Genomic DNA, 23470 nt, shown 5'->3' with positions numbered 1-23470 from the left:
AGAGGTGACAGCAACGTGAAGCGCCGTCCCTCCCCCGACGTCCGGCTTTGGCAACAGCGCCATCCGGCCCCATATGTCCGGATGGACACCCGACGCGACAGGAAGGAACCGCAATGACGGACAAGACCCGCAAGAGCGATGCGGAATGGCGCGAGGAGCTCGGCCCGCTGGGCTACGAGGTCATGCGCAATCACGGCACCGAACGCCCCTTCACCCACGACGATTTCCCCTCCGACCCCGGCACCTTCCGCTGTGCCGGCTGCGGTGCGCCCCTGTTCGAACAGGCCGACAAGTTCGACGCCGGCTGCGGATGGCCGAGCTTCACCCAGCCGGTGGATTCGGAGATCGTCGGCGAGAGCGAGGACACGCGCTACGGGATGCGGCGGACGGAGGTGCATTGCGCCCGCTGCGACGGCCACCTCGGGCACGTCTTCCCGGACGGCCCCGCGCCGACCGGCCTGCGGTACTGCATCAACGGCGTGGCGCTGCGCTTCGATCCCGAGACCGGCGGAAAGGACGACGACTGAGTTGCCCGCCCGAGCGCCGCGGCCCCTGGCGCGGCGCTCGGGCGCCTCAGAGGTTGGAGCCGATGTCGAAGCGGCCGACGTTGCCCAGCAGCTGCGCCAGGAAGCCGAGGCCCTGGATGTTGCTGTCGGTCACCCGGCGCGACAGCGCGACGACCTTGCCGTCCTGCAGGCCGAAGCGCTCCACGTTGGTCACGACCCCGTTCGAATCGAAGCTGATCGCGACGATCTGCCGGTCGACGATCTCCGTCTCCTGGTAGCCGAAGGTGCGCATCCGCTGCGAGACATAGTAGTAGCCCGAGTTGTTCAGCACCCCGGCAGAGGACGGCGTGCCCACGGTTTCGGCCACCGAGTCGCGGGTATCCACGCCCACGACGACCTCGGAGAGCTCCTCGTCGCTCGGCGCATATCCATGGTCCCGATAGATCGGAGAACAGGCGGTCGCGACCGAGAGCACGGTCCCGGCACACAGTGCCCGGACCACCCGGCCCAAATTCGCGCGGCACTGCCTGCCCATGTCTGCCCTCATGTCACGTAATCGTCGAATTGCCTTTCGGCTTATAACGATGGCATCCTTTTCTTCAAGAAAGGAACGACACCCCATGACTTCAACCGACGCCCCTTCCAAGCTCAGGCTCTCGCGCCTGCCGACGACCCGGCCGACGCCCTTCAAGATCGTTCCCGATGCCGAGGCGATGGCGAATCTGGCCGGCGAACTCGACCTGATTGATCTTCGCAAGCTCCGGCTCGAAGGGCAAATGTTCCCCGACGGACCACGCGACTGGCGGCTCGAAGCGCGTCTCGGTGCGACCGTCGTGCAACCCTGCTCGGTGACGCTGGCCCCCGTGACCACCCGCATCGAGGCGCCGGTGGTCCGTCGCTACACCGCCGATTATTCGGTCTCCGACGAGGCCGAGGCGGAAATGCCCGAGGACGATTCCCTCGAGCCCCTGCCCGAGGTGCTGGACCTCGACGCGGTGCTCGCCGAGGCGCTGGCGCTGGCGCTCCCCGACTTCCCGCGCGCCGACGGCGCCGAGCTGGGCGAGGCGGTCTTTGCCGCGCCCGACACCCAGCCGCTGCGCGACGAGGACGTGAAACCCTTCGCCGGCCTCGCCGACCTCAAGAAGCGGCTGGAATCCTGAACGCCCGCCGGGGCCGGACCGGCCCCGTCACCGCCTGCGCGACGCAAGCCCGCCGCAGGCGCCCGGCCCAACCGGAGGAGCGGCCGCAAGGCCGCGACGACGGGCGGGAGCCCCCCGCTCTCGGCCGCGCAGAGCCGGCGTCAGGGCACCGCAGGGCCGATGCCAGACGACTCACTTGCGTCCTGGCGCAAAATGCGTATGTTCGCGCATCTTCCACACACCCTTGAACGGGAAGCGCCGTCGGCGTATGAGGCGCCGACAAACGAAACATTTGCCGCCGGGACAGACCCGACCGGCCAGAACACCGAGGTTGAGACATGGCTGTCCCTCAGAATAAAGTCACCAAGTCGCGCCGCAACATGCGCCGGTCGCACGACTCTCTCAGCGGATCGAATCCCAACGAGTGCTCCAACTGCGGCGAGCTGAAGCGCCCGCACCACGTGTGCAGCGCCTGCGGTCATTACGACGACCGTGAAATCGTTGCGATGGTTGACGAAATCGACATCGACGAAGACGCCGCCTGAACCCGACATCAGCGGCCTCGACGGGCAGTGCGCACATGACCACTGACGCGCAGGACAATCTGCCGTCCGCGATTCCTTCGGAACTCGCGGGCAAGGTCGTGATCTCCGTCGATGCCATGGGAGGTGACAGGGGCCCGGCCACCGTGGTGGCCGGCTGCGCCATGTCCGCCCGCAAGAATCCCGATATCGGTTTCATCCTTCACGGGCGCGTCGAGGAACTCGAGCCCCTGGTCGCAAAGCGCGGCCTGGCCGATCGCTGCGTGATCCGCGACGCCCGCGAAGTGGTGACGATGGATGCCAAGCCCTCCGTCGTGATGCGCCGAGGCAAGGACACCTCGATGTGGTCCGCCATCGATTCGGTGCGGGACCGCCAGGCCACCGTGGCCGTGAGCTGCGGCAACACCGGTGCGCTGATGGCGCTCTCGATGGTGCGCCTCCGCAAGCTGCCCGGCGTCAGCCGTCCGGCCATCGCCTGCCTATGGCCCTCGCGCAGTCCGCACGGCTATGCCGTGATGCTCGACGTGGGCGCCGATATCCGCGCCGACGAAGGCGACCTGCTGCAATACGCGCTGATGGGCGCGTCCTATGCGCGCAACGGCCTCGACATCGCCCGCCCCCGCGTCGGGTTGCTCAACGTCGGCACCGAGGAGCACAAGGGCCGCCCCGAGCTCAAGGCCGCGCATGGCCTGATGGCGGAGGCCGCGGCGGTTTCCGACTATGAATTCATCGGCTTCGTCGAGGGCGGAGACATTCCGCGGGGCGAGGTGGACGTGATCGTCACCGACGGCTTCACCGGCAACGTGGCGCTCAAGACGGCCGAAGGCACCGCCTCGCTGATCCGCGACCTTCTGAAAGAAGCGTTTCGGCACACGATCCTGTCCCGCATCGCCGCGCTGCTGGCCTTCACCTCGATGCGGCGGCTGTCCAAGCGCACCGACCCGCGCCGGGTCAATGGCGGGGTGTTTCTGGGCCTGAACGGCACCATCGTGAAATCCCACGGCTCCGCAGACGCCACGGGGGTCTCCGCGGCGATCAAACTTGCGTTCCAATTGGCGCAGGCAGGCTTTTCCGACCGCCTTGCGGCCCGCGTGGCCTCGACCTCGCCCTTGCGACAGGATATGCCGTGACGCAACGTTCCGGCCGGACTGGGCGGGACCAACGAGACAAAAAAGGCAAGTGAAGATGCTGGTCAGAGCCGTGGTCCGCGGAGTGGGTCACTACCTCCCGCAACGAATCGTCGAGAACGCCGAGTTCGAAGCCTCCCTGGACACGTCAGACGAGTGGATCCGCTCCCGCTCCGGAATCGAGCGGCGGCACTTCGCGGCCGAAGGCGAGAACACCTCCGACCTGGCAACCAACGCCGCGCGCGCCGCGCTCGAGGATGCCGGCCTCTCCGCCGGGGACATCGACGCAATCATCGTCGCGACCTCCACCGCCGATCTCACCTTCCCTTCGGCCGCCACCATGGTCCAGGACAAGCTGGGCATGACCGGCGGCTTCGCCTTCGACGTGCAGGCGGTCTGCGCCGGCTTCGTCTACGCGCTCGCCAACGCCAATGCGCTGATCCTGTCCGGTCAGGCCAAGCGCGTTCTGGTGATCGGCGCCGAGACATTCAGCCGGATCCTCGACATGACCGACCGCGCGACCTGCGTGCTTTTTGGCGACGGCGCCGGCGCCCTGGTGCTCGAGGCTGAGGAGGCCGCCGGCACCTCCGCGGACCGCGGTATCCTTGCCACCGACCTGAACTCCGACGGCCGCTACCGCGACCTGCTGTATGTCGACGGCGGCATCTCCACCGGCAGCAGCGGTGTGCTCCGGATGCAGGGCAAGGAAGTGTTCCGCCATGCCGTCGAGAAGCTGGCCGACACGGCGCACCGGTCGCTCGACCGGGCCGGCCTCGGCAGCGACGATGTCGATTGGGTGGTGCCCCACCAGGCCAACCTGCGGATCATCAAGGGAACCGCCGCCAAGATGAAGGTACCGATGGAGCGGGTCATCCTGACCGTCCAGGACCATGGCAACACCTCCGCCGCCTCGATTCCCCTCGCGCTGTCGGTCGGCAAGGCCGAAGGCAAGATCAAGCCCGGCGATGTCGTCGTGACAGAGGCGATCGGCGGCGGACTGGCCTGGGGTTCCGTGGTTCTACGCTGGTAAGGCCGCCAAAGGCACGGATGCTTAATCGAGCGAATCCAATGTGTTGAGGGCCGACGCTCACCCCGCAACGGCCACGCCATCGCGCTTTCGGCGACTTAGCGCCTCCACCCAAGTCATTGATATTGACTGAATTCCACGGCTACCATACGCTCGTCTCCAACCAGCGCCGGGGGGACAATGAGCGAAAAGACACTGACCCGAATGGATCTGAGCGAGGCCGTCTTCCGCGAGGTCGGACTGTCCCGCAACGAATCCGCCCAGCTTGTCGAAAGCGTGCTGCAACACATGTCCGACGCGCTGGTGCGCGGCGAGCAGGTCAAGATCAGCTCCTTCGGCACCTTCTCTGTCCGTGACAAGGCAGCGCGAATCGGCCGCAACCCCAAGACCGGGGAAGAGGTGCCGATCCATCCCCGCCGCGTTCTGACCTTCCGCCCGTCCCATCTGATGAAGGAACGGGTCGCGGCCGGAAACCGGAAGTAAGGCACCACGGGAATGAACGGCAAGGCTCCCGACGCATTCCGCACGATCAGCGAAGTTGCGGACTGGCTGGGCGTTAACGCCCATGTGCTGCGCTTCTGGGAGAGCAAGTTCTCCCAGGTGAAGCCGGTTAAACGCGCCGGCGGCCGGCGCTACTATCGCCCGTCCGACATGGAACTGCTTGGCGGTATCCAGAAGTTGCTGCACGAGGATGGCATGACCATCAAGGGTGTGCAGAAGGTCCTGCGCGAACAGGGCGTCCGGGCTGTCTGCGCCATGTCGCGGCCGCTGGACGATGTCTCTGCCGGCGCCGAGGCGAAGACCGACGAACCGGCCCCTGCGTCAGCTGAGCCGCCCGTACCCGCCGATCCTCCGATGTCTGCAGAGGCCGCTCCAACCGAGTCGGAGGCCTCCGTGGCGGCGCCAACCGCGCTCGAAGAGCCACAGGATCCGCCAATGGCGGCGCCGCCCGAAACCGCCGAGGACGCAGGCGCCTCCGAAACGCCGGACGCAACGGAACCGACGGTCGCTGCGGAGGCGGAGCAGGACAGCGAGGCCATGCCGCTCTTCAGTCGCCCGTCCCCGTCGCCGACGCCCTTGGCTGCCGAGGATGAGCCTGCCGAGGTCGAGGCAGCCCCCGCAGAGCCCGCAATTGAAGCCGAGCCAGTTGCGATGGCCGAGGGGCCGTCGGCGCCGAGCGGCCCGGTCATCGCGCCGCTGCCGCCTGCCGACATCCCCCTCGTGGATGTGCTCGGCAGCCTCACGCCGGGCATGATCGATCCGGCCCTGCTGCGTCCGATCCATGCCCGCCTGGTCGAGCTGCGCGCACGGATGGACGGCCGCGAGTGAGCACGAGATTCCTGTCGGTTTGTCGCTTGCCCTTGCCGCAGAAATCGCTACAAAGCCCGAACGTCGGGCTATGGCGCAGCCTGGTAGCGCGTCCGTCTGGGGGACGGAAGGTCGCAGGTTCGAGTCCTGCTAGCCCGACCAATTCACAATCCGCCCGCATCCTCCGGGACGCGGGCGTTTTGTTGTCCGGCGCACCGGGCGCCGCCTAGCAAGGGGGAACCGCATGACCGGCGTGCTGCCGAGCCAGAGCATCGCAAGGATGATCGCGGATGGTGCCATCGCCGCCGACCAGCCCTTCGCCGAAGGGCAGGTCCAGCCCGCCAGCCTCGACCTGCGACTGGGGCGCACCGCCTACCGGGTGCGCGCCTCGTTCCTCGCCGGCGAAGGCAACCGCGTCGGCGACCGGCTGAAGCAGTTCGGCATGCATGCGATCGACCTCAGCCAGGGCGCGGTGCTGGAAAAGAACTGCGTCTACGTCGTGCCGTTGCAGGAACGCCTGGCCCTTCCCGCAGGCACCAACGCCGTCGCCAATGCCAAGTCCTCCACCGGCCGCCTCGACCTGCTGACCCGCGTCATCACCGACGGCGGCGTGGAATTCGACCGGATCGCGCCGGGCTACACCGGCCCGCTTTATGCCGAGATCTGCCCGCGCTCCTTCTCCGTGCTGGTCCGTCCGGGGATGCGGCTCAACCAGATCCGGTTCCGGAGCGGCAAGGCCACGCTCGACGACACAGCGCTCCGGGCCTTGCACGAAGAGGTCGGCCTCGTCTCCGGTGAAGCCGTGATATCCGAAGGCCTCGGCTTCTCGGTCGACCTGCGCCCGCAAGACGGCGCGCTCGCCGGGTGGCGCGCCAAACCGCACGCGGGCGTGATCGACCTCGACCGGATCGGCCACTACCGGGCGGCGGATTTCTGGGAACGCGTGGAGGCTGAAGACGGCCGGATCATCCTCGACCCGGGCGCCTTCTACATCCTCGTCAGCCGCGAGGCGGTCCATATCCCGCCCGATTACGCCGCCGAGATGGCCCCCTATCTCGCCATGGTCGGGGAGTTCCGTGTGCATTACGCGGGCTTCTTCGACCCGGGGTTCGGACATGCGGAGGCCGGCGGCTCCGGCGCACGCGGCGTGCTGGAAGTGCGCTGCCACGAGGCGCCGTTCGCGCTGGAACACGGGCAGATCGTCGGACGTCTCGTCTACGAACGCATGGCCGAACGGCCCGAGACGCTCTACGGCGCCGGAATCGCTTCCAACTACCAGGGTCAGGGCCTGAAGCTGTCAAAGCACTTCAAGGCGCCCTGATCGCGCACCCTCTGTCTTCTTGGCCCCAATACCCCCGCCGGAGGCACGATCTTTCTTCCGAAAGATCGGCGGCCGCTTCGCCGCCGTTGGCTCAGCGATACCGGCCGTGCCGCAGCAAGACCTCGACTTGGTATCCATCCGGGTCCGCGACGAAAAAGAACCGCGCCATGAGTTCGCCGTCGCGCTCGAAACTGACGATCTTGCGCGGCGACAGCCCGGCCGCCTCGAGCCGCGCGTGCTCCGCCTCCAGATCATCGACGCAGAACGCGATGTGTCCATAGCCGTCGCCCAGGGCATAGGGCTCCGTGCGCCCCTTGTTGACCGTCAGCTCCAGTTCGAAATCCGCCGCGTCGTTGCGCAGGTAGACCAGGGTGAAATCGTCGAAATCGTACCGGTCCGCGACCGTCAGTCCGAATGCCTGTTCGTAGAAGGCGACCGAGCGTGCCTCGTCGAGAACACGGATCATGCTGTGGATTGCCTTGACCATCTTGCCTGTTCCTCATCTGTCGGAATTTGCAGGACGCCTATCGCATCCGCCCACCGATCGCGAGGGGCTGTTCAGCATGAAATACTGCCGGCCCCGATGGACGGGACCGGCAGAGAGCGCCGTTACGCGAAGATGAAATCGCCATCGTCTAGACGCGACTCATCCGTGCCGAGCAGGACGAGGCGGTCGCCATCGCCGAAGTTCAGCACGGTGCCGTAGTTCTTCTCCACCACGGCAGCTTCGATCTCGTCGAAAGTCGTGATACCCAGCCCGCTCACATCGATCGTGTCGTGGCCGTTGCGGAAGTCCACGACCGTATCCTTGCCGTAGCCCTCCGAGAAAACGAAGGTGTCTTCGCCCCGGCCACCGGTCAGCTGGTCTTGCCCCTGGCCGCCGTCGAGGATGTCGTCGCCCCCGTTGCCCATGAGAATATCGCCGCCCTTGTGCCCAAACAGGCTGTCGTGGCCTCCGTTGCCGAAGAGCACATCGGACCCGGCCCGCCCGAGCGCCACGTCGTCACCCTTCCCGGCCCGTACGAGATCGGCGCCACCACCGGCGCTGATGAAGTCCGTGCCGCCCTTCGTCTCGTAGATCATCGACTCGTCGCCGCCGATGATGAAGTCGGTGCTGTCACGGCCAAGGATGTCGGACACGGCGAGCGGCAGGAGCACGCCGTCCAGCGCGTGGATCACGCCGTTCGAAGCCATGATGTCCGTGGCGATCAGACCGGGGTTGGCGACGCCGTCGTCGGCGTCGATCAGCGAGGGAGGCGTCGTGCCGGCATCGAGGGTCAGGATACCGCCCTGCAGCGTCTCGACTTCGCCGGCATCGATCACGTCGGCGGCTTCCAGCGCGCCGGCGGCGACGTGATAGGTCAGGATGTCCGTCAGCAACGGGATTGCATCGCCGCCGCCCAGCAGGGTGAGCGATTCCACGATGTATTTGAATGCACCCCTTTCGGACGACCCTTCGTAGCCGAGCGCGCCCGCAAGCCCGGTGAAGGCGCTGTCGACCGGTGCGAAGACGGTCAGTTCCGCGTCCGGATCTGCCAGCGCATCCGCCAGCCCCGCCGTGACGACGGCATCGCGCAGGATGTCGAAATCGTCCCCGTTCCTGTCGAATTCCCCCGGCGCTCCGCTTTCGAGCACGATGTCGGTGATGGTCTTGTCCATGAGTGTCCTCCGTCTCCCGTGACCCGCGCCATGCCCCGTCTCTCACGGGGCCATGCGCCAAGCCATCTCTTCACTGCCCTCGTGAGCAGATGATCGGAATACGGCGCAGGCCGGGAATTCGGATGTATCAGTCAGTCAGGAGCAGCCGGCTGAAAGTGTCGGATCAGCCCCTGAAACGGAGCCAACACACTGAAAACGCGACATACGATTCCTGATAAAAACGTGAACGAATGCCGCGCGAGAACGGATGATCCGCCGCACAGGCCCCGGTCTCGGGGCGTGCGCCATCCGTCAGATCTGAGCGTCCTCGTCCGGGTCGCTGTCGTCGTCCAGCTCGTCCGGCTCATCGCCGGTTTCGGAGAGGGGCTCGGTCGCGTGGCCGTCGTCATCGAACATTTCGCCCTGCCCTTCGTCGCCGGCCTCTTCCTCGGTCTCCGTGCCCGGCGGGGGACGGTTGTCGAGCAGGCCCGCGGCGCGCAGTTCGCGCAGCCCCGGGAGGTCGCGGGCGCTTTCGAGGCCGAAGTGGTCGAGGAACTCCGGTGTCACCACAAAGGTCACGGGCCGGCCGGGGGTCATCCGACGGCGGCCGAAGCGAATCCATTCCATCTCGAGCAGCAGGTCGATCGTGCCCCGGCTGACCGAAACGCCGCGTATCTCCTCGATCTCGGCGCGGGTAACCGGCTGGTGGTAGGCGATGATCGCCAGCGTCTCGATCGCGGCGCGGGAGAGCTTCCGCATCTCCACGGTTTCCTTCTGCATCAGGAAACCGAGATCCGGCGCCGTGCGGATCGCCCAGCGGTCGGCGACACGGACGACGTTCACCCCCCTGCCCTCGTAGCGTTTCGCGAGCCGCTCCAGCGCGCGAGCGGCATCGGCGCCGTGGGGCATGCGGGCGTTCAGTTCGCCCACCGTCACCGGCTCGGAGGTGGCAAAGAGGATCGCCTCGACCATGCGTTCCTGCTCGCCCTCGGGCGGGGCCTCGAAGAGGCTCTCCTCCTCCGGCAGCTCCTGCTTGTCAGCCATTGCGACCCTCGGCGGCGCGGATCTGGATCGGCGCGAAGGTCTCGGGCTGACGGATGCTGATGCGGCCGGCCTTCACCAGTTCCAGCGAGGCGGCGAAGGTGGCGGCTGTCGCCGTGCGGCGGCGCACCGGGTCCAGCTCCCAGCCCTCGGGCAGGTAGGACATCAGGTCCGTCCATTCGCCGGCATAGCCCACCAGCGGCTTCAGCCGCTCCAGCGCCTCCTCCATGGTGTAGAGGTTCTTGCGGTCCATCACGAAGGGGCGGAACTCGTCCTTGGTGCGGATCCGGGCATAGGCCTGCATCAGGTCCATGATGGTGGCCGAATAGGTCACCTTGCGGGTGCGCTCGACCTGCTGGATCTCGCCGCGGACAAAGAAGTCGCGGCCCTTCTGGTCGCGGGCCATCAGCTTGGCGGCAACGTCGCGCATCGCCTGCAGGCGTTCGAGCTGGAAGGCCAGGTGCGCGGCCAGCTCGTCGCCGCTGGGGCCTTCCTCGGCTGGATCGGGCGGCAGCAGCAGGCGCGACTTGAGGAAGGCCAGCCAGGCCGCCATCACCAGGTAGTCGGCCGCCAGCTCGATCCGGAGCGACTTGGCCCGGTCGATGAAGGCAAGGTATTGCTCGGCAAGCTTCAGAACGGAGATCTTGCGAAGATCCACCTTCTGGGTCCGTGACAGCGTCAGCAGAAGGTCGAGCGGGCCCTCGTAGCCGTCCACATCGACGATCAGCGCCTCGGCGGCAAGCCGCTCTGCCACCGCATCGCCGGTGCCGGCAGTGCCCGCGACGGCATTCGCCATATCCGCTGCCATGTCCTCAGCCATAGACATCCCCGTTCAGAAGTGTGCGAAGTTCCTCTTCCACGGCCGGAATGTCAACCGGATCCGGCTTCCGGCGCAGCGCAAGCGCCGCATCGGCCCGGCGTGTGGCATCCTGAGAAAGCGGCCCGGCCGAAGCCACAGCCTGCTCCATCTCGGCCAGCTCGCCATTGCAATGCAGGACCACGTCGCATCCGGCGGCGATCGAGGCCGCGGCGCGTGCGGCGATGTCTCCGATCAGCGCCTGCATCGACAGATCGTCGGTCATCAGCAGCCCGTCGAAGCCGATCTCGTTGCGGATCAGGCCGATCATGCGGGCCGATTGCGTGGCCGGGGCCTCCGCGTCGAAGGCGGTGAATTTCAGGTGCGCGGTCATGCCCATCGGCAGGTCCGCCAGCGCCTGGAATGGCGCGAAATCCAGGGCGCGCAGATCGTCGGCATCCACCTCCACCACCGGCAGGTCCTTGTGGCTGTCGAGCCGCGCCCGGCCGTGCCCGGGGATGTGCTTGACCACCGGCAGCACGCCACCGGCCATCAGCCCTTCGGCGGCGGCACGGGCGCCGGTCACCACGGCGGCCACGTCCTCGCCGAAGCAGCGGTTGCGCAGGAAGGGGTGGGTCTCCGGCCGCGCAATGTCGGCGGAGGGGGCGCAGTTGGTGTCGATGCCGACCTCGCGCAACTCGTGGGCGATCAGGCGGTGCCGCAGGAACATCGCCCGCGCCGCGGCCTCGAGATCGCCGGCTCGCTGCATCTGGTCCAAAGGCGGCTGCCAGAGGCGCCAGTGCGGCGGGCGCATCCGCTGTACGCGGCCGCCCTCCTGGTCGATCAGCACCAGCGCATCCCGGCCGACGGTGTCGCGCAGGTCGCCGGTCAGGCGTCGCAGCTGCTCCGGCGCCTCGATGTTGCGGGCGAAGAGGATGAAGCCCAGCGGCTGGGCCTCGGCCAGAAAGGACCGCTCCGCGCTGGTCAGCGCGAGCCCCTCGACGCCGAGGATCGTCGCCGAGCGGGCGCTCACCGCACCACCACGGGGATGCACTCGGCCCGTTCGGCCACCAGCGCGGCACAGAAACGGCGGGCCTCGGCGAGGTCGGCGAAGCCGAGCGCGCGCAGCCGCCAGAAGCTCCGGCCGCCGGCATTCGCCTCGACCAGCACCTGCTGCTTGTCGTCCAGCAGGCCGTCGAAGGCGGAGGCCAGAATGTCCCAGGCTCGCTTGGCCTCGTCCTGGGACTCGAAGGCCCCCAGCTGCACCAGCCGCGTGCCCACCTCGATCGACGTGGGGTCGACCGATGCCGGCGCGATGCTGGCAAGTTGCTCCGTCGCCTCCGGCGCGGCGAGAACGCGCGCCCCCGGCCGCGGCGCGGGACGCGGCGAGACCGGCATGCCGGAGGTGTCGCTCAGCCCATCCAGCGACGCTTCGATCGCCGCCGTCCGGACCGCGGCCTCGATCGCGGACTCGACCGTTTCCGCGGGCTCCTCGGCCTCGGCACTTTCCGAGAGCGGGATCGCACCGGCTGTGGCCGCATCGGCGAGTGCAAGGGCGCGCTCCAGCGGATCGTCTGACGGCACCTCCTCGGTCAGGCTTGCCACCGTCGGCACCATCGGCGCCGGCTCGGCAAGTTCCGCGTCGTCGGGATCGACCCGCGCCAGCAGCGTGGCCTGGTCATCCTCGGTCGCTTCGGCGCTCTCTGCCGGGGCCAGCTCGGCCGCTGTCTGGTCTTCCTCGGCCAGCCGCACCGGTTGGGGCGCAAGGATCAGCTGGGATTCCGGCACCGCCGCCACACCCTCGGCCTGGACCGAGTTGACCGCGAGCCCGGAATGGCTCGCCACCATCCCACCCGGATCATCGGGTGCGATCCGCATCGGCCCTTCCAGCGCCTGGACCACCGGGATGCCGTGCAGGTCGCGCATGATCTGCTTGTAGCCCCACCAGCCACAGGCGCCGATCACCGCCAGCGAGACCGCGGCGCCGATCACGTGGACAAAGAGCCGTGCCTTTCCGGGCGCCGCGACCTGGTAGGCGCCGGACTCGTCGACGCTCTCGAAGGACTGAATGTATTCCTGAACGTGGGGTGCTTCGAGCGCCCCCCTGCCCTGACCTGCTGCCGGGTTCAACATGCTCCGCCTCATTGCCTGTCCCGCACGAGGCGCCGCCGATCATGGGAGTTGCGCTGCGCGGGGTCTTGCCTGCCTGATGCCCCGCGCGCGCCGTTCGTCAGCGCATTTCTTCGACCGGGGTCACGCCCAAGATACCAAGACCGGTGGAAATCACAACGGAGACAGCGCGTGCGAGGGCGATTTTCGCCTGCGACGTGGCCGGATCCGCTTCCTGCAGGAACCGCAGGGCGGGCTCGTCGTTGCCCCGGTTCCACAGGCTGTGCAGGTCGCCGGCCAGCTCGTAGAGGTAGAAGGCCACGCGATGCGGCTCGTGGGTCCGCGCCGCGATTTCCAGCAGCCGTGGCCATTCGGCGACCTTGGCGGCCAGCGCGACCTCGGCAGGGTGGGTCATGCCCGACAGATCCGCCGCCGCCAGCGTGGCGTCGTCCACCGCGATCCCGGCCTCTTCTGCCTTGCGCAGCACGGATTTCACCCGCGCATGGGCGTATTGCACGTAGAAGACCGGGTTGTCCTTGGACTGCTCCAGCACCTTGTCGAAATCGAAGTCGAGCGGCGCGTCGTTCTTGCGGGTCAGCATAACGAAGCGGGTCACGTCCGGCCCGACCTGGTCGACAACGTCCCGCAGCGTGACGAAGGTCCCCGCCCGCTTGGACATCTTGAAGGGCTCGCCGTTCTTATAGAGCTTCACCAGCTGCGTCAGCTTGATGTCGAGCGGGACTTTGCCGTCCGAGAGCGCCGAGACGGCTGCCTTCATCCGCTTCACGTATCCGCCGTGATCGGCGCCGAACACATCGATCAGCGCGTCGTAGCCGCGCTCCACCTTGTCGAAGTGATACGCGATGTCGGGCGCGAAATAGGTCCAGGAGCCGTCCGACTTCTTGACCGGACGGTCCACGTCGTCACCATGGGCGGTGGACTTGAAGAGCGTCTGCTCGCGCGGCTCCCAATCGTCCGGCGTCTTGCCCTTCGGCGGCTCCAGCACGCCTTCGTAGATCAGCCCCTTGTCCGAAAGCGCCTTGAGCGCGGCCTCGATCCGGCCGGTGCCGTAGAGGGATTTTTCGGAGAAAAATCGGTCCATCTTCACGCCGAGCGCCGCAAGATCCTCGCGGATCAGCTCCATCATGGCGTCGGTCGCGAATTCCCGCACCTCGGCCAGCCAGAACTGCTCTCCCTTGTCGACAAAGGCATCGCCGACCTTCTCCTTGAGCGCCTCACCCACGGCGATCAGGTAGTCGCCCGGGTAGGTTCCATCGGGAAAGGCCACTTCCTTTCCATGCGCCTCGAGGTAGCGCAGGTAGACGGACCGGGCGAGCGTATCGACCTGCCCGCCGCCGTCGTTGATGTAGTATTCGCGCGTGACGTCATAGCCTGCGAAATCCAGCAGCGAGGCCAGCGCATCGCCGAAGACCGCGCCGCGGGTGTGCCCGACATGCAGCGGCCCGGTCGGGTTGGCGGAGACGTATTCGACGTTCACCCGCTGGTCCTTGCCCATCGCCGACCGGCCGAAATCGCCGCCGGCCTCCAGCACCGTGCGGACAACCCCGGCCCAGACCGGCGCCGCCAGCCGCAGGTTCAGGAAGCCCGGCCCCGCCACGTCGGCCGTGTCGATCCGCGGGTCCGCCGCGAGCTTTCCCGCCAGCGCCTCGGCGATGTCGCGCGGCTTCATCTTCGCCGGCTTGGCCAGCACCATCGCCGCGTTGGTCGCCATATCCCCGTGCGACGCGTCGCGCGGCGGTTCCACCGCCACGTTGGACAGGTCCAGCCCTTCGGGCAGCACACCTTCGGCCGCCAGCGCGTCCAGCGCCTCGGTCACAAGGGTACGGATATCGGCATAGATGTTCATCGGTCAGGCTCCGCTGGGGGTTGCCGCGCGGTGTATCACGGGCGAGACCGAGGTCAATGGCCGCCCGCTGCCACTGCCTCCCGCTCCGGCGGCACCATCGCCAAAAGGCGCACGCCCGGCACCGCCTTGAACTCGGCGCCATCGGCCAGAAGCCTGAGCCCCGAGCCATCGACCCGGCCGAGAAGAAAGGCTTCGGGGTTCCTGCCCCGCCAGTCGTCGAGGGTGAACTCCTCGGTCAGGCGGGTCACCTTCACCTCCCAGCCCTCGGTCATCAGCCGGCTCAGCTCGAGATAGCTCATGCCCTTGCCCAGCGGCTGCGCGCCAAGCGTGCTCGGCAGGGCGTGGCGCCGGGACTGCTCCTGCGCCCGGGAAATCTGAAAGACATTCTCGCGGCCGAACTCCGGCGCGAGGTCCGTCGCCACGAGCGTGTTGTAGGCGTCGTTCTCCGTCGCCGCGAGCACCACGCCATAGCGCACGAGGTCGAGGCCGTGCTCCGTCGCTTCCGACAGGATGTCGCCGTAATAGGTCGGCAGCCCGGCCTCGCGCGCGCCTCGCAGCCGCGTGTAGTTGCGGTCGGTCACCATCACCGGGATCTCCAGGTCCTTGCAGGCGCTGCCGAGCGCCGTGGCAAACCGCGAGCCGCCGACGATAACCAGCCCCGGCGCATCCGTCCCCGCAAGGCCGAGCGCGCGCGCCAGGGGCGCCAGCGTGAACCCGTGAAGCACCACCGTCGCCGCCACCAGCGCAAAGGCCAGCGGCACCACCCGCGCCCCGTCCTCGACCCCGAGCGCCACGAGCTTGGTCGCAAAAAGCCCCGCAACCGCGACCAGCACGACCCCGCGCGGCCCGGTCAGCGCCACCAGCAGCCGCTCGTTCCTGGGCAGCCCCGAGCCCAGCAGCGACAGCAGCACCGTCGCCGGCCGCACGACGAGGATCACCACGACGAGAAATGCCGCGGCCCGCCAGTCCAGCAGCTCCAGCGTGCCGAGGTCCATCGAGGCCGCCAGCAGGATGAAGACCCCCGAGACCAGCAGGATCGTCGCGTGCTCCTTGAAGCGGCGCAGCTCGGTGAAGGACGGCAGGTCCGAATTGGCCACGACGATCCCCATCAGCGTCACCGCCAGCAGCCCGCTCTCATGGGCGATCAGGTCGGTGCCGACGAAGGTCGCCAGCACCGCCACGAAGAGCACCGGCACCTTCATGTATTCCGGCACCAGCGCGCGGCGGAACGCCTGCACCACCAGCCAGCCCGCGGCCCATCCGATCGCGCCCGACACGGCAAAGCGCAGGCCGAGCGGCACCAGCGCGCTCCACATCTCGCCCCCCGCCGCGGAGACCGTGACCACCTGGAAGGCCAGCACGGCCGCCAGCGCCCCGATCGGGTCGTTGACGATAGCCTCCCATTGCAGCAGCACCGACGGACGCCGTGACAGCCGCGCCTGCCGCAGCAGCGGCGCGATCACCGTGGGGCCCGTGACGATCATGATGCCGCCAAAGACCGAGGCCGCGGCCCAGCCGAGCCCGGCCACGTAATGCAGGGCCATCGCCGAAAAGAGCCAGCCGAGCGGCGCGCCGAGGATCACCAGCCGCCGGACCCCGGTCGCCGCGTCGCGCAAGCCGTGCAGGTTCAGCGTCAGCCCGCCCTCGAACAGGATGATCGCCACCGCGATCGCGACCATCGGCTCCACCAGGGGCCCGATATCGCGCGCCGGCACCAGCCATTCCAGGCCCGGCCCCACCGCAAGACCCGCCGCCAGCATCAGCACGATCGCCGGCATCTGCAGCCGCCACGCGATCCATTGTGCCCCGACGCCCAGCACGCCGATCACCGCGATCGCCACCTCGGGCGTCAGCCCGCCACCACCTGCACTCATCGCCTCTCCGTCCGCCTGTCCGCCCCGGTCCCGGGGCATGTCCCTGTCGCCCAAGGACGTTCAGTCTTCGCCCTGACGGTCAAGGGTTTTCGCCGCGCCCAGTCGGCCCGAAGGGCTCAAGGAGAATGCGCCGCAGGCGCGCAATATGGCTGACGGCCGGGCCTAGCCGATCAGCCGGGCATGTTGCTGCAGCGCGAAGCGGTCGGTCATGCCGGCGATGTAATCGGCCACGATCCGCGCCAGCGCGGTCTCGTCCCCCGCCCGCTCGATGTCGTCCTGCCAGTCCACCGGCAAAAGATCCGGACGCCGCATGTAGAGCGGGAACAGCGCCTCGATCACCTGGGTCACGCGGGCGCGCTCCTCCATGACGCTCGGCGCACGGTACATGCGCGTGAACAGGAAGGAGCGGATCACCTCGATCTCCTGCCAGACCCGCTGCGAAAAGCGGATCACCGGCCGGCCGAGTTCACGCACCGCCTGCGCATCGCCGGGCCCGGCCTCCTCCAGAGTGGCTTGCGCGGTGGCGATCACGTCGGTCACCATGACCCCGAAAACCCGGCGCAGCGCCTCATGGCGCCGGCGCATCGGGTCGAGCCCGGGCCAGGTCGCGTCGACCTCTGCATAGGCCGGCCCGACGATGGGCAGCGCCTCGATCTCCGCATCGGTGAACAGCTTCGCGCGCAGCCCGTCCATCAGGTCGTGGTTGTTGTAGGCGATATCGTCCGAAAGGGCGGCGACCTGCGCCTCGGCGCTGGCGTGGGTATGCAGCTCCAGGTCGTGCACCGCGTTGTATTCCGCGAGCCTGTAGGGCAGCTCGCCGCTGACCGGCCCGTTGTGCTTGGCGATACCTTCCAGCGTCTCCCAGGTCAGGTTCAGCCCGTCGAACCCGGCGTAGTGGCGCTCCAGCGCGGTGACGATATGGATCGCCTGCGCGTTGTGGTCGAACCCGCCATAGGGCGCCATGAGCGCGTGCAGCGCGTCCTCGCCGGTGTGGCCGAAGGGCGTGTGCCCGAGGTCATGGGCCAGCGCCACCGCCTCGGTCAGTTCCCCGTTCAGCCCGAGCGTACCGGCGATGGTCCGCGCCACCTGCGCGACCTCGATCGAATGGGTCAGGCGGGTGCGGAAATGGTCGCCCTCGTGCTCCACGAACACCTGCGTCTTGTGCTTCAGGCGCCGGAAGGCGGAGGAGTGGATGATCCGGTCGCGGTCGCGCTGGAAGGGCGAGCGGAAGGTGCTGATCGCTTCCGGGTAGAGCCTGCCGCGGCTGGCGGCGGGGTCGCAGGCGTAGGGGGCCAGTTTCATGGGCATCCTTGTTCAGCCGTTCCTGCCCGCATATATCTTGGTTCTGACAGGAATGCGACGCGCCAATCGAGGTTTTTCATGGACTTGACCCTTCCCCCCAAGGTGACCGACCGCGCCTTCGCCCGCCTGGCGGAGATCGAGGCCGCTCCGAAGGCGCTGCGCGTGGCCGTCGAGGGCGGCGGCTGCTCGGGGTTCCAGTACGAGATCAAGCTCGACGATCCGGCCGAGGACGACCTCGTGATCGAAGGCCTGGGCCAGAAGGTCGTGGTCGATTCGGTGTCGCTGCCGTTCCTCGAGAACGCCACCATCGACTTCTCCGACGAGCTGATCGGCGCCCGTTTCGTGGTGGACAACCCCAACGCCAGCTCCTCTTGCGGCTGCGGCGTCAGCTTCGCGATGTAATCCGGGCCGGCGCTCAGCCCCCGTAGACCACCAGTTCCGGCAGATCGGTCAGCGGCGCTTCCAGCACGCGGAGCGCAGGCAGGCTGACGCGCGTGCCGGATCCCGGCGCCCCGCCCGAGGGGCGCAGTTCGACCGCGACGGACTTGCCGGTCGCCGGGTATTCCAGCCGCCCCTGCCGCACCTCGCTCACCAGTCCGGTTTCGGCCCAGAAGCCGGGATCGGCCGGATCGCCCAGTGATGCGATCGTCGTGCCCAGCCGGGTCTCGCCGCTCACCGGGGCCGCGGCCGCAGCGGCGGCGCGCTGTTCTCCTGTCGTGGTATCGAATTGCTCGGGGGTCAGCGCCGTCGGGGACGGCACCACCGCTGCGGGCTCGGCCGCGACGGTCTCCATCGGCGCGCCGGCAACCGGGTCCGCCGGCTTCCGGAAGGGCACGCGGAACTGCGAACACCCCGCCACCGCCAGAACCAGCGCCGCTATCGTCACCTGCCTCAGCATCTGTCCGTCTCCCTCTGCGGCCATTTCCCGCAACCTGCCCTGCGTTCACAAGGGGGGCAACCTTCGATCCGTCTCTTGCCTGTTTTCACGGCAAAGCGTAGCGTTTCGCGCATGAACACGCCTCTGATCGATCCGTTCCAGCGCGCGGTGACCTACCTGCGGGTTTCCGTGACCGACCGTTGCGATTTCCGCTGCACCTACTGCATGTCGGAAAACATGACCTTCCTGCCGAAGCGCGAACTGCTGACGCTGGAAGAGCTCGACACCGTTTCCACCGCCTTCATCTCTCTCGGCGTCCGCAAGCTTCGGATCACCGGGGGCGAGCCGTTGGTGCGCCGGAACATCCTGACCTATTTCCAGGGGATGGCGCGGCACCTCGAAAGCGGCGCGCTCGACGAGTTGACCCTGACCACCAACGGCAGCCAGTTGCACCGCTTCGCCGGCGAACTGGCCTCCATCGGGGTGCGCCGGGTGAACATCTCGCTCGACACGCTCGACGAGACCAAGTTCGCCAAGATCACCCGCTGGGGCCGTCTGCCGCAGGTGCTCCGGGGAATCGACGCTGCGCAGGAGGCCGGCCTGAGGGTCAAGATCAACGCCGTCGCCCTCAAGGGCTTCAACGAGGACGAGTTGTTCCCGCTGGTCGAATGGTGCGCCTCCCGCGACATGGACCTCACCTTCATCGAGGTGATGCCGATGGGCGATCTGGGCAACGAGGACCGGCTGGACCAGTACTGGCCGCTGAGCGACCTGCGCGCCCGTCTGCGCGAGCGCTACAGCCTGACCGACCTCGCCGAGCGCACCGGCGGCCCCGCCCGCTATGTGCGGCTGGAGGAAACCGGGCAGAAGATCGGCTTCATCACCCCGCTTACGCATAATTTCTGCGAGAGCTGCAACCGGGTGCGCCTGACCTGCACCGGCGAGCTCTACATGTGTCTCGGCCAGGAAGATCGCGCCGACCTCCGCCCCTCGCTGCGCGAGCCCACGGCCCCGCCGCTCGAAGACGCGATCCGCGCCGCGATCCGGCTGAAGCCCAAGGGGCACGATTTCGATTATTCCCGGCAGGAAGTGGCCGGCCAGATGCCGCGTCACATGAGCCACACCGGCGGCTGAGCCCGGCAGACACGGATTCAGGCAAACCCGCCAGAGTGAGGGAATGCGCCGCATGCAGACCGCACGCGGCGCGACGTTCCATGCACCGCCGGGCCTATCGCAGGATATGCACGAAGCCGCCCGTCTCGCCCTCGAGCACGCCATGTTCGGCCGAGGTCGGCTTCAGCATCGCCTCCAGCAGCACCGGAACCGGGGTCCAGTAGGGAATGTACCATTCCTGGTCGACCTCGAGGATGAGAGCCTTGTCGCCGGCCGCGTCATAGGCGCCGATCAACGACACGTGCGGCCCATCCCAATCCCCGGTCACCACGCCCTGGTTGAAATAGACCAGCAGCGCGTCCTCGGCCGACATCTCGTTCGCGGCGAGGATCTCTCGCAGCTGGCCGAGGGTCTGATCGTCGGCGGCCGTGGGCTTGAAGGTCTCGGTCCGGTAGCCTTCCATCCCGAGCGCCGCCAGCGTGCTGCCGGTGAACTGCGCCAACTGGTCGAAGGTCACCCCATCGCCCCCCTCGGCAGACACCTCCGCCCAGGTGGCATCGGCCACCGCCTCGAGCAGCTCCGGCTGGGTGATCACCGTGTCCTCGGCATTCTCCGGAAGACCGCGCAGCCCGTTCACGGCCGCGGTGACCGCAGCAATGGAACATGCCGAGGTGGTGAACTGCGGTTTCACGAACGAGGCGAAGGCCCAGTAATCCGGCGCTTCGCTCTGCCGCAGGAAAGTGGTGTCGGCCGTCACCGGGGTCGCGTTCGGTCCGAGCTTCGGTGCGGGCTGGTCGGCCGCAGTCGCCATCGGAGCGGCCAGAAACAGGCCGGCCCCGAGCAGGGCGGCGCGCTTGAGAGAGCGGTTCGTCATTTGGGAAGATTCCGAAAAAGTGTTTGATGGCAGACACTAGCACCGCGCAATGGCCTGTCAACGCGCGTGTTGATCGGTCTTCCTTGCGCGCCTTCCAAGGTCGGGTTCCAACGGGGCGCGCCCTGCACCGTGACCGGCCTAGCCCCAGGCGCCGCCCAGGTCGTCCCGCGCGCGCTCGATCCAGTGCTCGCGGAGCCAGGAACAGGGGCGCGTGTGGCGGATGACAGAGCCGTGGTAGCCCTCCACCGCCTCGCTCATCTTGGGCCGGCCGTGAAAGCAGACGACGCGGGCGTTGTCCGGGAGGCGTGGCTCGGCGAGGTAGTTCATCGGCGGCAGGCGCAGGCAGCCGTGCTTGAAGCTCACCACCTGATCGGGGGGCAGGTAGGCGAAGGCGTCCCGCTCCTGCGCCAGGGTCGAGGTGTAGCGCTGCTCCGAGCCGCGCGCCTTCTCGACCTCGCCCCTGGGATCGGCGGCAAGGGTCTCGTAGAGCCAGCCATGCAGCGCGGGATCGAAGCGGAACACAGAGCCGTGGCCGGTTGCCCGGCCCCGCCGCGCCTCGACCCAGTCCGCCCGCATGGCGACCTTGCCCGGCGCATGGTGCAGGATGTCGTCGAGCGGGCCGGTGATGACCACGTCGAGATCGAAGCCGAGCAGCGGCCCGTCGAGATCGGGGATCAGACCGGGGCGGAACAGGCTGACCTTGCGCATCGCTCCCTGCCGGTTGGCCACCGCAAGGGCCGCGTCCATCTCGGCCTGGAAGGGTTCCTCGGGCAGGTCCAGCACCTCGATCGAAGGGTGCAGCCCGTCGCGGTGCTCGGTCATGCAGAAGAAGCGCACCTCGGCCGAGAGGTTCCTGCGGGCACCGGAATAGAGCCGGTTGACGTACTCCGAACCGAAGAGCGTGCCCCATTTGATGCAGATGACGTTCGCTGTGCCCATGCGCACCTCCTTTGCCCCGCTCTAGCCTGTCCCCCCCGAACCTGCCAGTGGCGAAAGCCGGCCATGCGGCCAATGCAATTTGCCACCAAAACACTTGCACCACGGATGGCGCGCACCTACATGCACGATGCAATCATTACGCAATCACATCTCACAGCTCTGCCGCGGGACCGTTCCGCGGACCGACCCTTCATGACAAGGAGCGACGCCCTCGATGTCTATGCAGGCCTTCGAAACTCCCCTGCCCGGCGATGCCGGCTGCCTGGTTGGACGTGCCCCCGCGCGCGAAGCGTTGGCGGAACTCCAGGCGGCTTGCGCGCGGATTGACGGGCTCGTCGCACGGATTCGGGGAGACGGTACCGAGGCGTGCCGGAGAAAGGCGCTCCTGCTGCTGCGGGAGAAATCGAAGCAGCTGGTCGCCCTGCTGGAACGCCCCGACAAGACCCAGAACGGATCGGCACAGGAGGCCGAGGAGATGCCGCCGCTCAGTCCACGCGAACAGGAGATCCTCGGCTGGATCGCGAGCGGCAAGAGCAACGCGGTGATCGCCGAGATCCTCGGCATCTCGCCGCACACGGTGGACACGCACAACCGACGAATCTTCCGGAAACTCGGAGCAGGAGACCGGACCACGGCGGCGATCAAGGCGCTGGACGGGGGACTGCTGCCGCCGCGCTGACCGCCCGGAAAGGGAGCGGAGGCCTCCCGCCCGTCGTCGACGCATCGCAGATGCGCCTCCTCCCGTTGGGCCGGGCGCGCTGCGCGCGCGGGCCGGCCCGACTCCAATGTCAGCCGGCCGGCATCCGCTGTTCGGCCAGCGTCACCCACCAGGAGCATCCTGCCGGGATCGCGGCGTCGTTGAAATCATACTCCGGGTGGTGCACCGGCGCGGTCTTGCCATTGCCGACGAGGATGTAGGCGCCGGGGCGCTCCTCGAGCATGAAGGCGAAGTCCTCGCCGCCCATGATGAGCGGCGCCTCCTCGCAGCTTCCCGCCACGGCCCGCGCGGCGTCGGCGGCAAATGCCGTCTCGGCGTCGTGGTTGACCATCACCGGGTAGTTCCGGTGATAGCGCACCTCCGCCCGGCCCCCGAACATCTGTGCATTGCCCTCGGCGATCTCGGTGATCCGTCGCTCGGCGAGGTCGCGCAACTCCGGGGTCAGCGAGCGCGCGGTCCCGCGCAGGGTGACTTCCTGCGGGATGACGTTGAACGCCTTGCTCGAGGTCTCGACCGAAGTGACGGAGACCACCAGTTGCGCCACCGGGTCGACGTTGCGGGCGACGATGCTCTGGAAGGCGACGACCATGTGGCTGGCCATCACCACGGCGTCCACGGTCTCGTGCGGCTTGGCCGCGTGGCCGCCGCGTCCGGTCAGGACGATCTCGAAATGGTCGGCCGAAGCGAAGAACGGCCCCGGCCGGATCGCGAAACTGCCTGCCGGCTGGCCGGGCCAGTTGTGCATGCCGTAAACCTCCTGGATGCCGAAGCGCTCCATCAGCCCGTCGTTGCACATCTCGCGGCCGCCGCCGCCGCCCTCCTCGGCGGGTTGAAAGATCACCACGACCGTGCCGTCGAAATTGCGGGTCTCGGCCAGGTAGCGGGCGGCGCCGAGAAGCATGGCGGTGTGCCCGTCATGCCCACAGGCGTGCATTGCGCCAGGCACCTCGGAGGCGTGCGCGGCGCCGGTGGCCTCGGTGATCGGCAGCGCGTCCATATCGGCCCGAAGCCCGACCACCCGCCCCGAGGCGGTGCTGCGCCCGCGGATCACCCCCACCACGCCGGTTCGGCCGATCCCCGTCACCACCTCGTCGCAGCCGAAAGATTGCAGCCGTTCCGCCACGAAGGCCGCGGTGCGGTGGGTGTCGAAGAGCAGTTCCGGGTGGCGGTGGATGTCCCGCCGCCAGTCGGTGATCTCGTCCTGCCAGTCGGCGAAACGGTTGCGGATGGGCATGGAAGGCGCGCTCCTCGGGCAAGTGGTCAGGCCGAACGGAGTCGGCCGCTTGGAGCGACAGCTTTTCGGCAGGGCACGGCATTGGCAAGAGGGGATCGAAAGGCAACCGGTCACGTTA

The 23470-nt window shown here is 68.0% G+C and carries 25 protein-coding genes and 1 tRNA gene; 12 read left to right on the top strand and 14 right to left on the bottom strand.

Annotated features, from left to right (window positions below; genetic code table 11):
* Window positions 1-113: 113 nt before the first annotated feature.
* Window positions 114-527 (top strand): peptide-methionine (R)-S-oxide reductase MsrB, encoded by a 414-nt coding sequence (msrB, locus tag CHB86_RS09285; RefSeq protein ID WP_089232757.1) that lies wholly within the window; start codon window positions 114-116, stop codon window positions 525-527.
* Between the two features lie 46 nt (window positions 528-573).
* On the opposite strand, the gene CHB86_RS09280 is transcribed toward msrB, so the two are convergent.
* On the bottom strand, window positions 574-1041 hold the full coding sequence (locus CHB86_RS09280; protein ID WP_089232756.1) for an outer membrane protein assembly factor BamE: 468 nt from the start codon (window positions 1039-1041) through the stop codon (window positions 574-576).
* A gap of 85 nt (window positions 1042-1126) precedes the next feature.
* Between CHB86_RS09280 and CHB86_RS09275 the strand changes: the two genes are divergently transcribed.
* The 8 genes from CHB86_RS09275 (at window position 1127) to CHB86_RS09240 (ending at window position 6970) form a co-directional block, all read left to right on the top strand.
* The gene (locus CHB86_RS09275; protein ID WP_089232755.1) at window positions 1127-1666 is read left to right on the top strand and encodes a YceD family protein; all 540 of its coding nucleotides are present in this window, start codon (window positions 1127-1129) and stop codon (window positions 1664-1666) included.
* Between the two features lie 317 nt (window positions 1667-1983).
* Complete coding sequence (rpmF, locus tag CHB86_RS09270) at window positions 1984-2190, top strand: 50S ribosomal protein L32 (RefSeq protein WP_089232754.1); 207 nt, start codon at window positions 1984-1986, stop codon at window positions 2188-2190.
* A gap of 35 nt (window positions 2191-2225) precedes the next feature.
* Window positions 2226-3317, top strand: a complete 1092-nt coding sequence (gene plsX, locus CHB86_RS09265) for a phosphate acyltransferase PlsX (RefSeq protein WP_089232753.1) — start codon at window positions 2226-2228, stop codon at window positions 3315-3317.
* Window positions 3318-3372: 55 nt separating this feature from the next.
* Window positions 3373-4344 (top strand): beta-ketoacyl-ACP synthase III, encoded by a 972-nt coding sequence (locus CHB86_RS09260; protein WP_089232752.1) that lies wholly within the window; start codon window positions 3373-3375, stop codon window positions 4342-4344.
* A 177-nt stretch (window positions 4345-4521) separates the two neighbouring features.
* Window positions 4522-4824, top strand: a complete 303-nt coding sequence (gene ihfA / locus CHB86_RS09255; RefSeq protein ID WP_089232751.1) for an integration host factor subunit alpha — start codon at window positions 4522-4524, stop codon at window positions 4822-4824.
* A gap of 12 nt (window positions 4825-4836) precedes the next feature.
* A complete protein-coding gene (locus tag CHB86_RS25035) occupies window positions 4837-5670 on the top strand; it encodes a MerR family transcriptional regulator (protein ID WP_245837862.1) in 834 nt (277 codons plus the stop codon).
* A 64-nt stretch (window positions 5671-5734) separates the two neighbouring features.
* Window positions 5735-5811 (top strand) — tRNA-Pro (locus CHB86_RS09245).
* 82 nt (window positions 5812-5893) lie between these two features.
* The gene (locus CHB86_RS09240; RefSeq protein WP_089232750.1) at window positions 5894-6970 is read left to right on the top strand and encodes a 2'-deoxycytidine 5'-triphosphate deaminase; all 1077 of its coding nucleotides are present in this window, start codon (window positions 5894-5896) and stop codon (window positions 6968-6970) included.
* A 91-nt stretch (window positions 6971-7061) separates the two neighbouring features.
* Here the strand turns inward: CHB86_RS09240 and CHB86_RS09235 are convergent, their stop codons facing one another.
* The 9 genes from CHB86_RS09235 to CHB86_RS09195 form a co-directional block, all read right to left on the bottom strand.
* The gene (locus CHB86_RS09235; protein WP_089232749.1) at window positions 7062-7457 is read right to left on the bottom strand and encodes a VOC family protein; all 396 of its coding nucleotides are present in this window, start codon (window positions 7455-7457) and stop codon (window positions 7062-7064) included.
* Window positions 7458-7579: 122 nt separating this feature from the next.
* Entirely contained in the window at window positions 7580-8629 is a 1050-nt protein-coding gene (locus CHB86_RS09230) for a fasciclin domain-containing protein (protein WP_089232748.1), read from the bottom strand.
* Between the two features lie 291 nt (window positions 8630-8920).
* Window positions 8921-9652, bottom strand: a complete 732-nt coding sequence (gene scpB, locus CHB86_RS09225; RefSeq protein WP_089232747.1) for an SMC-Scp complex subunit ScpB — start codon at window positions 9650-9652, stop codon at window positions 8921-8923.
* Window positions 9645-10445 carry a segregation and condensation protein A gene (locus CHB86_RS09220; protein ID WP_245837895.1) on the bottom strand — a complete coding sequence of 267 codons (801 nt, stop codon included), beginning with the start codon at window positions 10443-10445 and terminating at the stop codon, window positions 9645-9647. Before CHB86_RS09220 ends, scpB begins: the two co-directional genes overlap by 8 nt.
* Before the next feature lie 16 nt (window positions 10446-10461).
* Window positions 10462-11478, bottom strand: a complete 1017-nt coding sequence (gene nagZ / locus CHB86_RS09215) for a beta-N-acetylhexosaminidase (protein ID WP_089232745.1) — start codon at window positions 11476-11478, stop codon at window positions 10462-10464.
* On the bottom strand, window positions 11475-12578 hold the full coding sequence (locus tag CHB86_RS09210; RefSeq protein WP_089232744.1) for an SPOR domain-containing protein: 1104 nt from the start codon (window positions 12576-12578) through the stop codon (window positions 11475-11477). Before CHB86_RS09210 ends, nagZ begins: the two co-directional genes overlap by 4 nt.
* Before the next feature lie 97 nt (window positions 12579-12675).
* Entirely contained in the window at window positions 12676-14421 is a 1746-nt protein-coding gene (gene argS / locus CHB86_RS09205; RefSeq protein WP_089232743.1) for an arginine--tRNA ligase, read from the bottom strand.
* A gap of 53 nt (window positions 14422-14474) precedes the next feature.
* Entirely contained in the window at window positions 14475-16295 is a 1821-nt protein-coding gene (locus CHB86_RS09200; protein WP_089232742.1) for a cation:proton antiporter, read from the bottom strand.
* Between the two features lie 162 nt (window positions 16296-16457).
* Window positions 16458-17597 carry a deoxyguanosinetriphosphate triphosphohydrolase gene (locus CHB86_RS09195; protein WP_089232741.1) on the bottom strand — a complete coding sequence of 380 codons (1140 nt, stop codon included), beginning with the start codon at window positions 17595-17597 and terminating at the stop codon, window positions 16458-16460.
* Between the two features lie 78 nt (window positions 17598-17675).
* Here CHB86_RS09195 and CHB86_RS09190 point away from each other — a divergent pair, with 78 nt between their 5' ends.
* Entirely contained in the window at window positions 17676-17999 is a 324-nt protein-coding gene (locus CHB86_RS09190; protein ID WP_176442822.1) for a HesB/IscA family protein, read from the top strand.
* Window positions 18000-18012: 13 nt separating this feature from the next.
* Here the strand turns inward: CHB86_RS09190 and CHB86_RS09185 are convergent, their stop codons facing one another.
* Window positions 18013-18495: a hypothetical protein gene (locus tag CHB86_RS09185; RefSeq protein ID WP_089232740.1), complete on the bottom strand. Its 483-nt coding sequence runs from the start codon at window positions 18493-18495 to the stop codon at window positions 18013-18015.
* A gap of 111 nt (window positions 18496-18606) precedes the next feature.
* Here CHB86_RS09185 and moaA point away from each other — a divergent pair, with 111 nt between their 5' ends.
* Window positions 18607-19608: a GTP 3',8-cyclase MoaA gene (moaA, locus tag CHB86_RS09180; protein WP_089232739.1), complete on the top strand. Its 1002-nt coding sequence runs from the start codon at window positions 18607-18609 to the stop codon at window positions 19606-19608.
* Window positions 19609-19702: 94 nt separating this feature from the next.
* Here the strand turns inward: moaA and CHB86_RS09175 are convergent, their stop codons facing one another.
* Together CHB86_RS09175 and CHB86_RS09170 are read right to left on the bottom strand one after the other, a co-directional pair.
* The gene (locus tag CHB86_RS09175) at window positions 19703-20461 is read right to left on the bottom strand and encodes a phytochelatin synthase family protein (protein WP_089232738.1); all 759 of its coding nucleotides are present in this window, start codon (window positions 20459-20461) and stop codon (window positions 19703-19705) included.
* 138 nt (window positions 20462-20599) lie between these two features.
* Entirely contained in the window at window positions 20600-21400 is an 801-nt protein-coding gene (locus CHB86_RS09170) for a glycosyl transferase (RefSeq protein ID WP_089232737.1), read from the bottom strand.
* Between the two features lie 220 nt (window positions 21401-21620).
* Here CHB86_RS09170 and CHB86_RS09165 point away from each other — a divergent pair, with 220 nt between their 5' ends.
* Complete coding sequence (locus CHB86_RS09165; RefSeq protein ID WP_245837860.1) at window positions 21621-22079, top strand: helix-turn-helix transcriptional regulator; 459 nt, start codon at window positions 21621-21623, stop codon at window positions 22077-22079.
* A gap of 109 nt (window positions 22080-22188) precedes the next feature.
* Here CHB86_RS09165 and CHB86_RS09160 read toward each other — a convergent pair whose 3' ends face one another.
* Window positions 22189-23352 (bottom strand): M20 aminoacylase family protein, encoded by a 1164-nt coding sequence (locus CHB86_RS09160; protein ID WP_089232735.1) that lies wholly within the window; start codon window positions 23350-23352, stop codon window positions 22189-22191.
* Window positions 23353-23470 lie beyond the last annotated feature (118 nt).

The organism is Tropicimonas sediminicola, assembly GCF_900188335.1.
Lineage (GTDB): Bacteria > Pseudomonadota > Alphaproteobacteria > Rhodobacterales > Rhodobacteraceae > Tropicimonas > Tropicimonas sediminicola.
The sequence above is the reverse complement of the archived record's forward strand: the minus strand, read 5'-3'. Positions and strand labels throughout refer to the sequence as shown.

Bases quoted from the DNA above. Each gene is read 5' to 3' on its own strand.
- msrB (WP_089232757.1), top strand. From the start codon at position 114: ATGACGGACAAGACCCGCAAGAGCGATGCGGAATGGCGCGAGGAGCTC.
- CHB86_RS09280 (WP_089232756.1), bottom strand. From the start codon at position 1,041: ATGGGCAGGCAGTGCCGCGCGAATTTGGGCCGGGTGGTCCGGGCACTG.
- CHB86_RS09275 (WP_089232755.1), top strand. From the start codon at position 1,127: ATGACTTCAACCGACGCCCCTTCCAAGCTCAGGCTCTCGCGCCTGCCG.
- rpmF (WP_089232754.1), top strand. From the start codon at position 1,984: ATGGCTGTCCCTCAGAATAAAGTCACCAAGTCGCGCCGCAACATGCGC.
- plsX (WP_089232753.1), top strand. From the start codon at position 2,226: ATGACCACTGACGCGCAGGACAATCTGCCGTCCGCGATTCCTTCGGAA.
- CHB86_RS09260 (WP_089232752.1), top strand. From the start codon at position 3,373: ATGCTGGTCAGAGCCGTGGTCCGCGGAGTGGGTCACTACCTCCCGCAA.
- ihfA (WP_089232751.1), top strand. From the start codon at position 4,522: ATGAGCGAAAAGACACTGACCCGAATGGATCTGAGCGAGGCCGTCTTC.
- CHB86_RS25035 (WP_245837862.1), top strand. From the start codon at position 4,837: ATGAACGGCAAGGCTCCCGACGCATTCCGCACGATCAGCGAAGTTGCG.
- CHB86_RS09240 (WP_089232750.1), top strand. From the start codon at position 5,894: ATGACCGGCGTGCTGCCGAGCCAGAGCATCGCAAGGATGATCGCGGAT.
- CHB86_RS09235 (WP_089232749.1), bottom strand. From the start codon at position 7,457: ATGGTCAAGGCAATCCACAGCATGATCCGTGTTCTCGACGAGGCACGC.
- CHB86_RS09230 (WP_089232748.1), bottom strand. From the start codon at position 8,629: ATGGACAAGACCATCACCGACATCGTGCTCGAAAGCGGAGCGCCGGGG.
- scpB (WP_089232747.1), bottom strand. From the start codon at position 9,652: ATGGCTGACAAGCAGGAGCTGCCGGAGGAGGAGAGCCTCTTCGAGGCC.
- CHB86_RS09220 (WP_245837895.1), bottom strand. From the start codon at position 10,445: ATGGCGAATGCCGTCGCGGGCACTGCCGGCACCGGCGATGCGGTGGCA.
- CHB86_RS09210 (WP_089232744.1), bottom strand. From the start codon at position 12,578: ATGTTGAACCCGGCAGCAGGTCAGGGCAGGGGGGCGCTCGAAGCACCC.
- argS (WP_089232743.1), bottom strand. From the start codon at position 14,421: ATGAACATCTATGCCGATATCCGTACCCTTGTGACCGAGGCGCTGGAC.
- CHB86_RS09200 (WP_089232742.1), bottom strand. From the start codon at position 16,295: ATGAGTGCAGGTGGTGGCGGGCTGACGCCCGAGGTGGCGATCGCGGTG.
- CHB86_RS09195 (WP_089232741.1), bottom strand. From the start codon at position 17,597: ATGAAACTGGCCCCCTACGCCTGCGACCCCGCCGCCAGCCGCGGCAGG.
- CHB86_RS09190 (WP_176442822.1), top strand. From the start codon at position 17,676: ATGGACTTGACCCTTCCCCCCAAGGTGACCGACCGCGCCTTCGCCCGC.
- CHB86_RS09185 (WP_089232740.1), bottom strand. From the start codon at position 18,495: ATGCTGAGGCAGGTGACGATAGCGGCGCTGGTTCTGGCGGTGGCGGGG.
- moaA (WP_089232739.1), top strand. From the start codon at position 18,607: ATGAACACGCCTCTGATCGATCCGTTCCAGCGCGCGGTGACCTACCTG.
- CHB86_RS09175 (WP_089232738.1), bottom strand. From the start codon at position 20,461: ATGACGAACCGCTCTCTCAAGCGCGCCGCCCTGCTCGGGGCCGGCCTG.
- CHB86_RS09170 (WP_089232737.1), bottom strand. From the start codon at position 21,400: ATGGGCACAGCGAACGTCATCTGCATCAAATGGGGCACGCTCTTCGGT.
- CHB86_RS09165 (WP_245837860.1), top strand. From the start codon at position 21,621: ATGCAGGCCTTCGAAACTCCCCTGCCCGGCGATGCCGGCTGCCTGGTT.
- CHB86_RS09160 (WP_089232735.1), bottom strand. From the start codon at position 23,352: ATGCCCATCCGCAACCGTTTCGCCGACTGGCAGGACGAGATCACCGAC.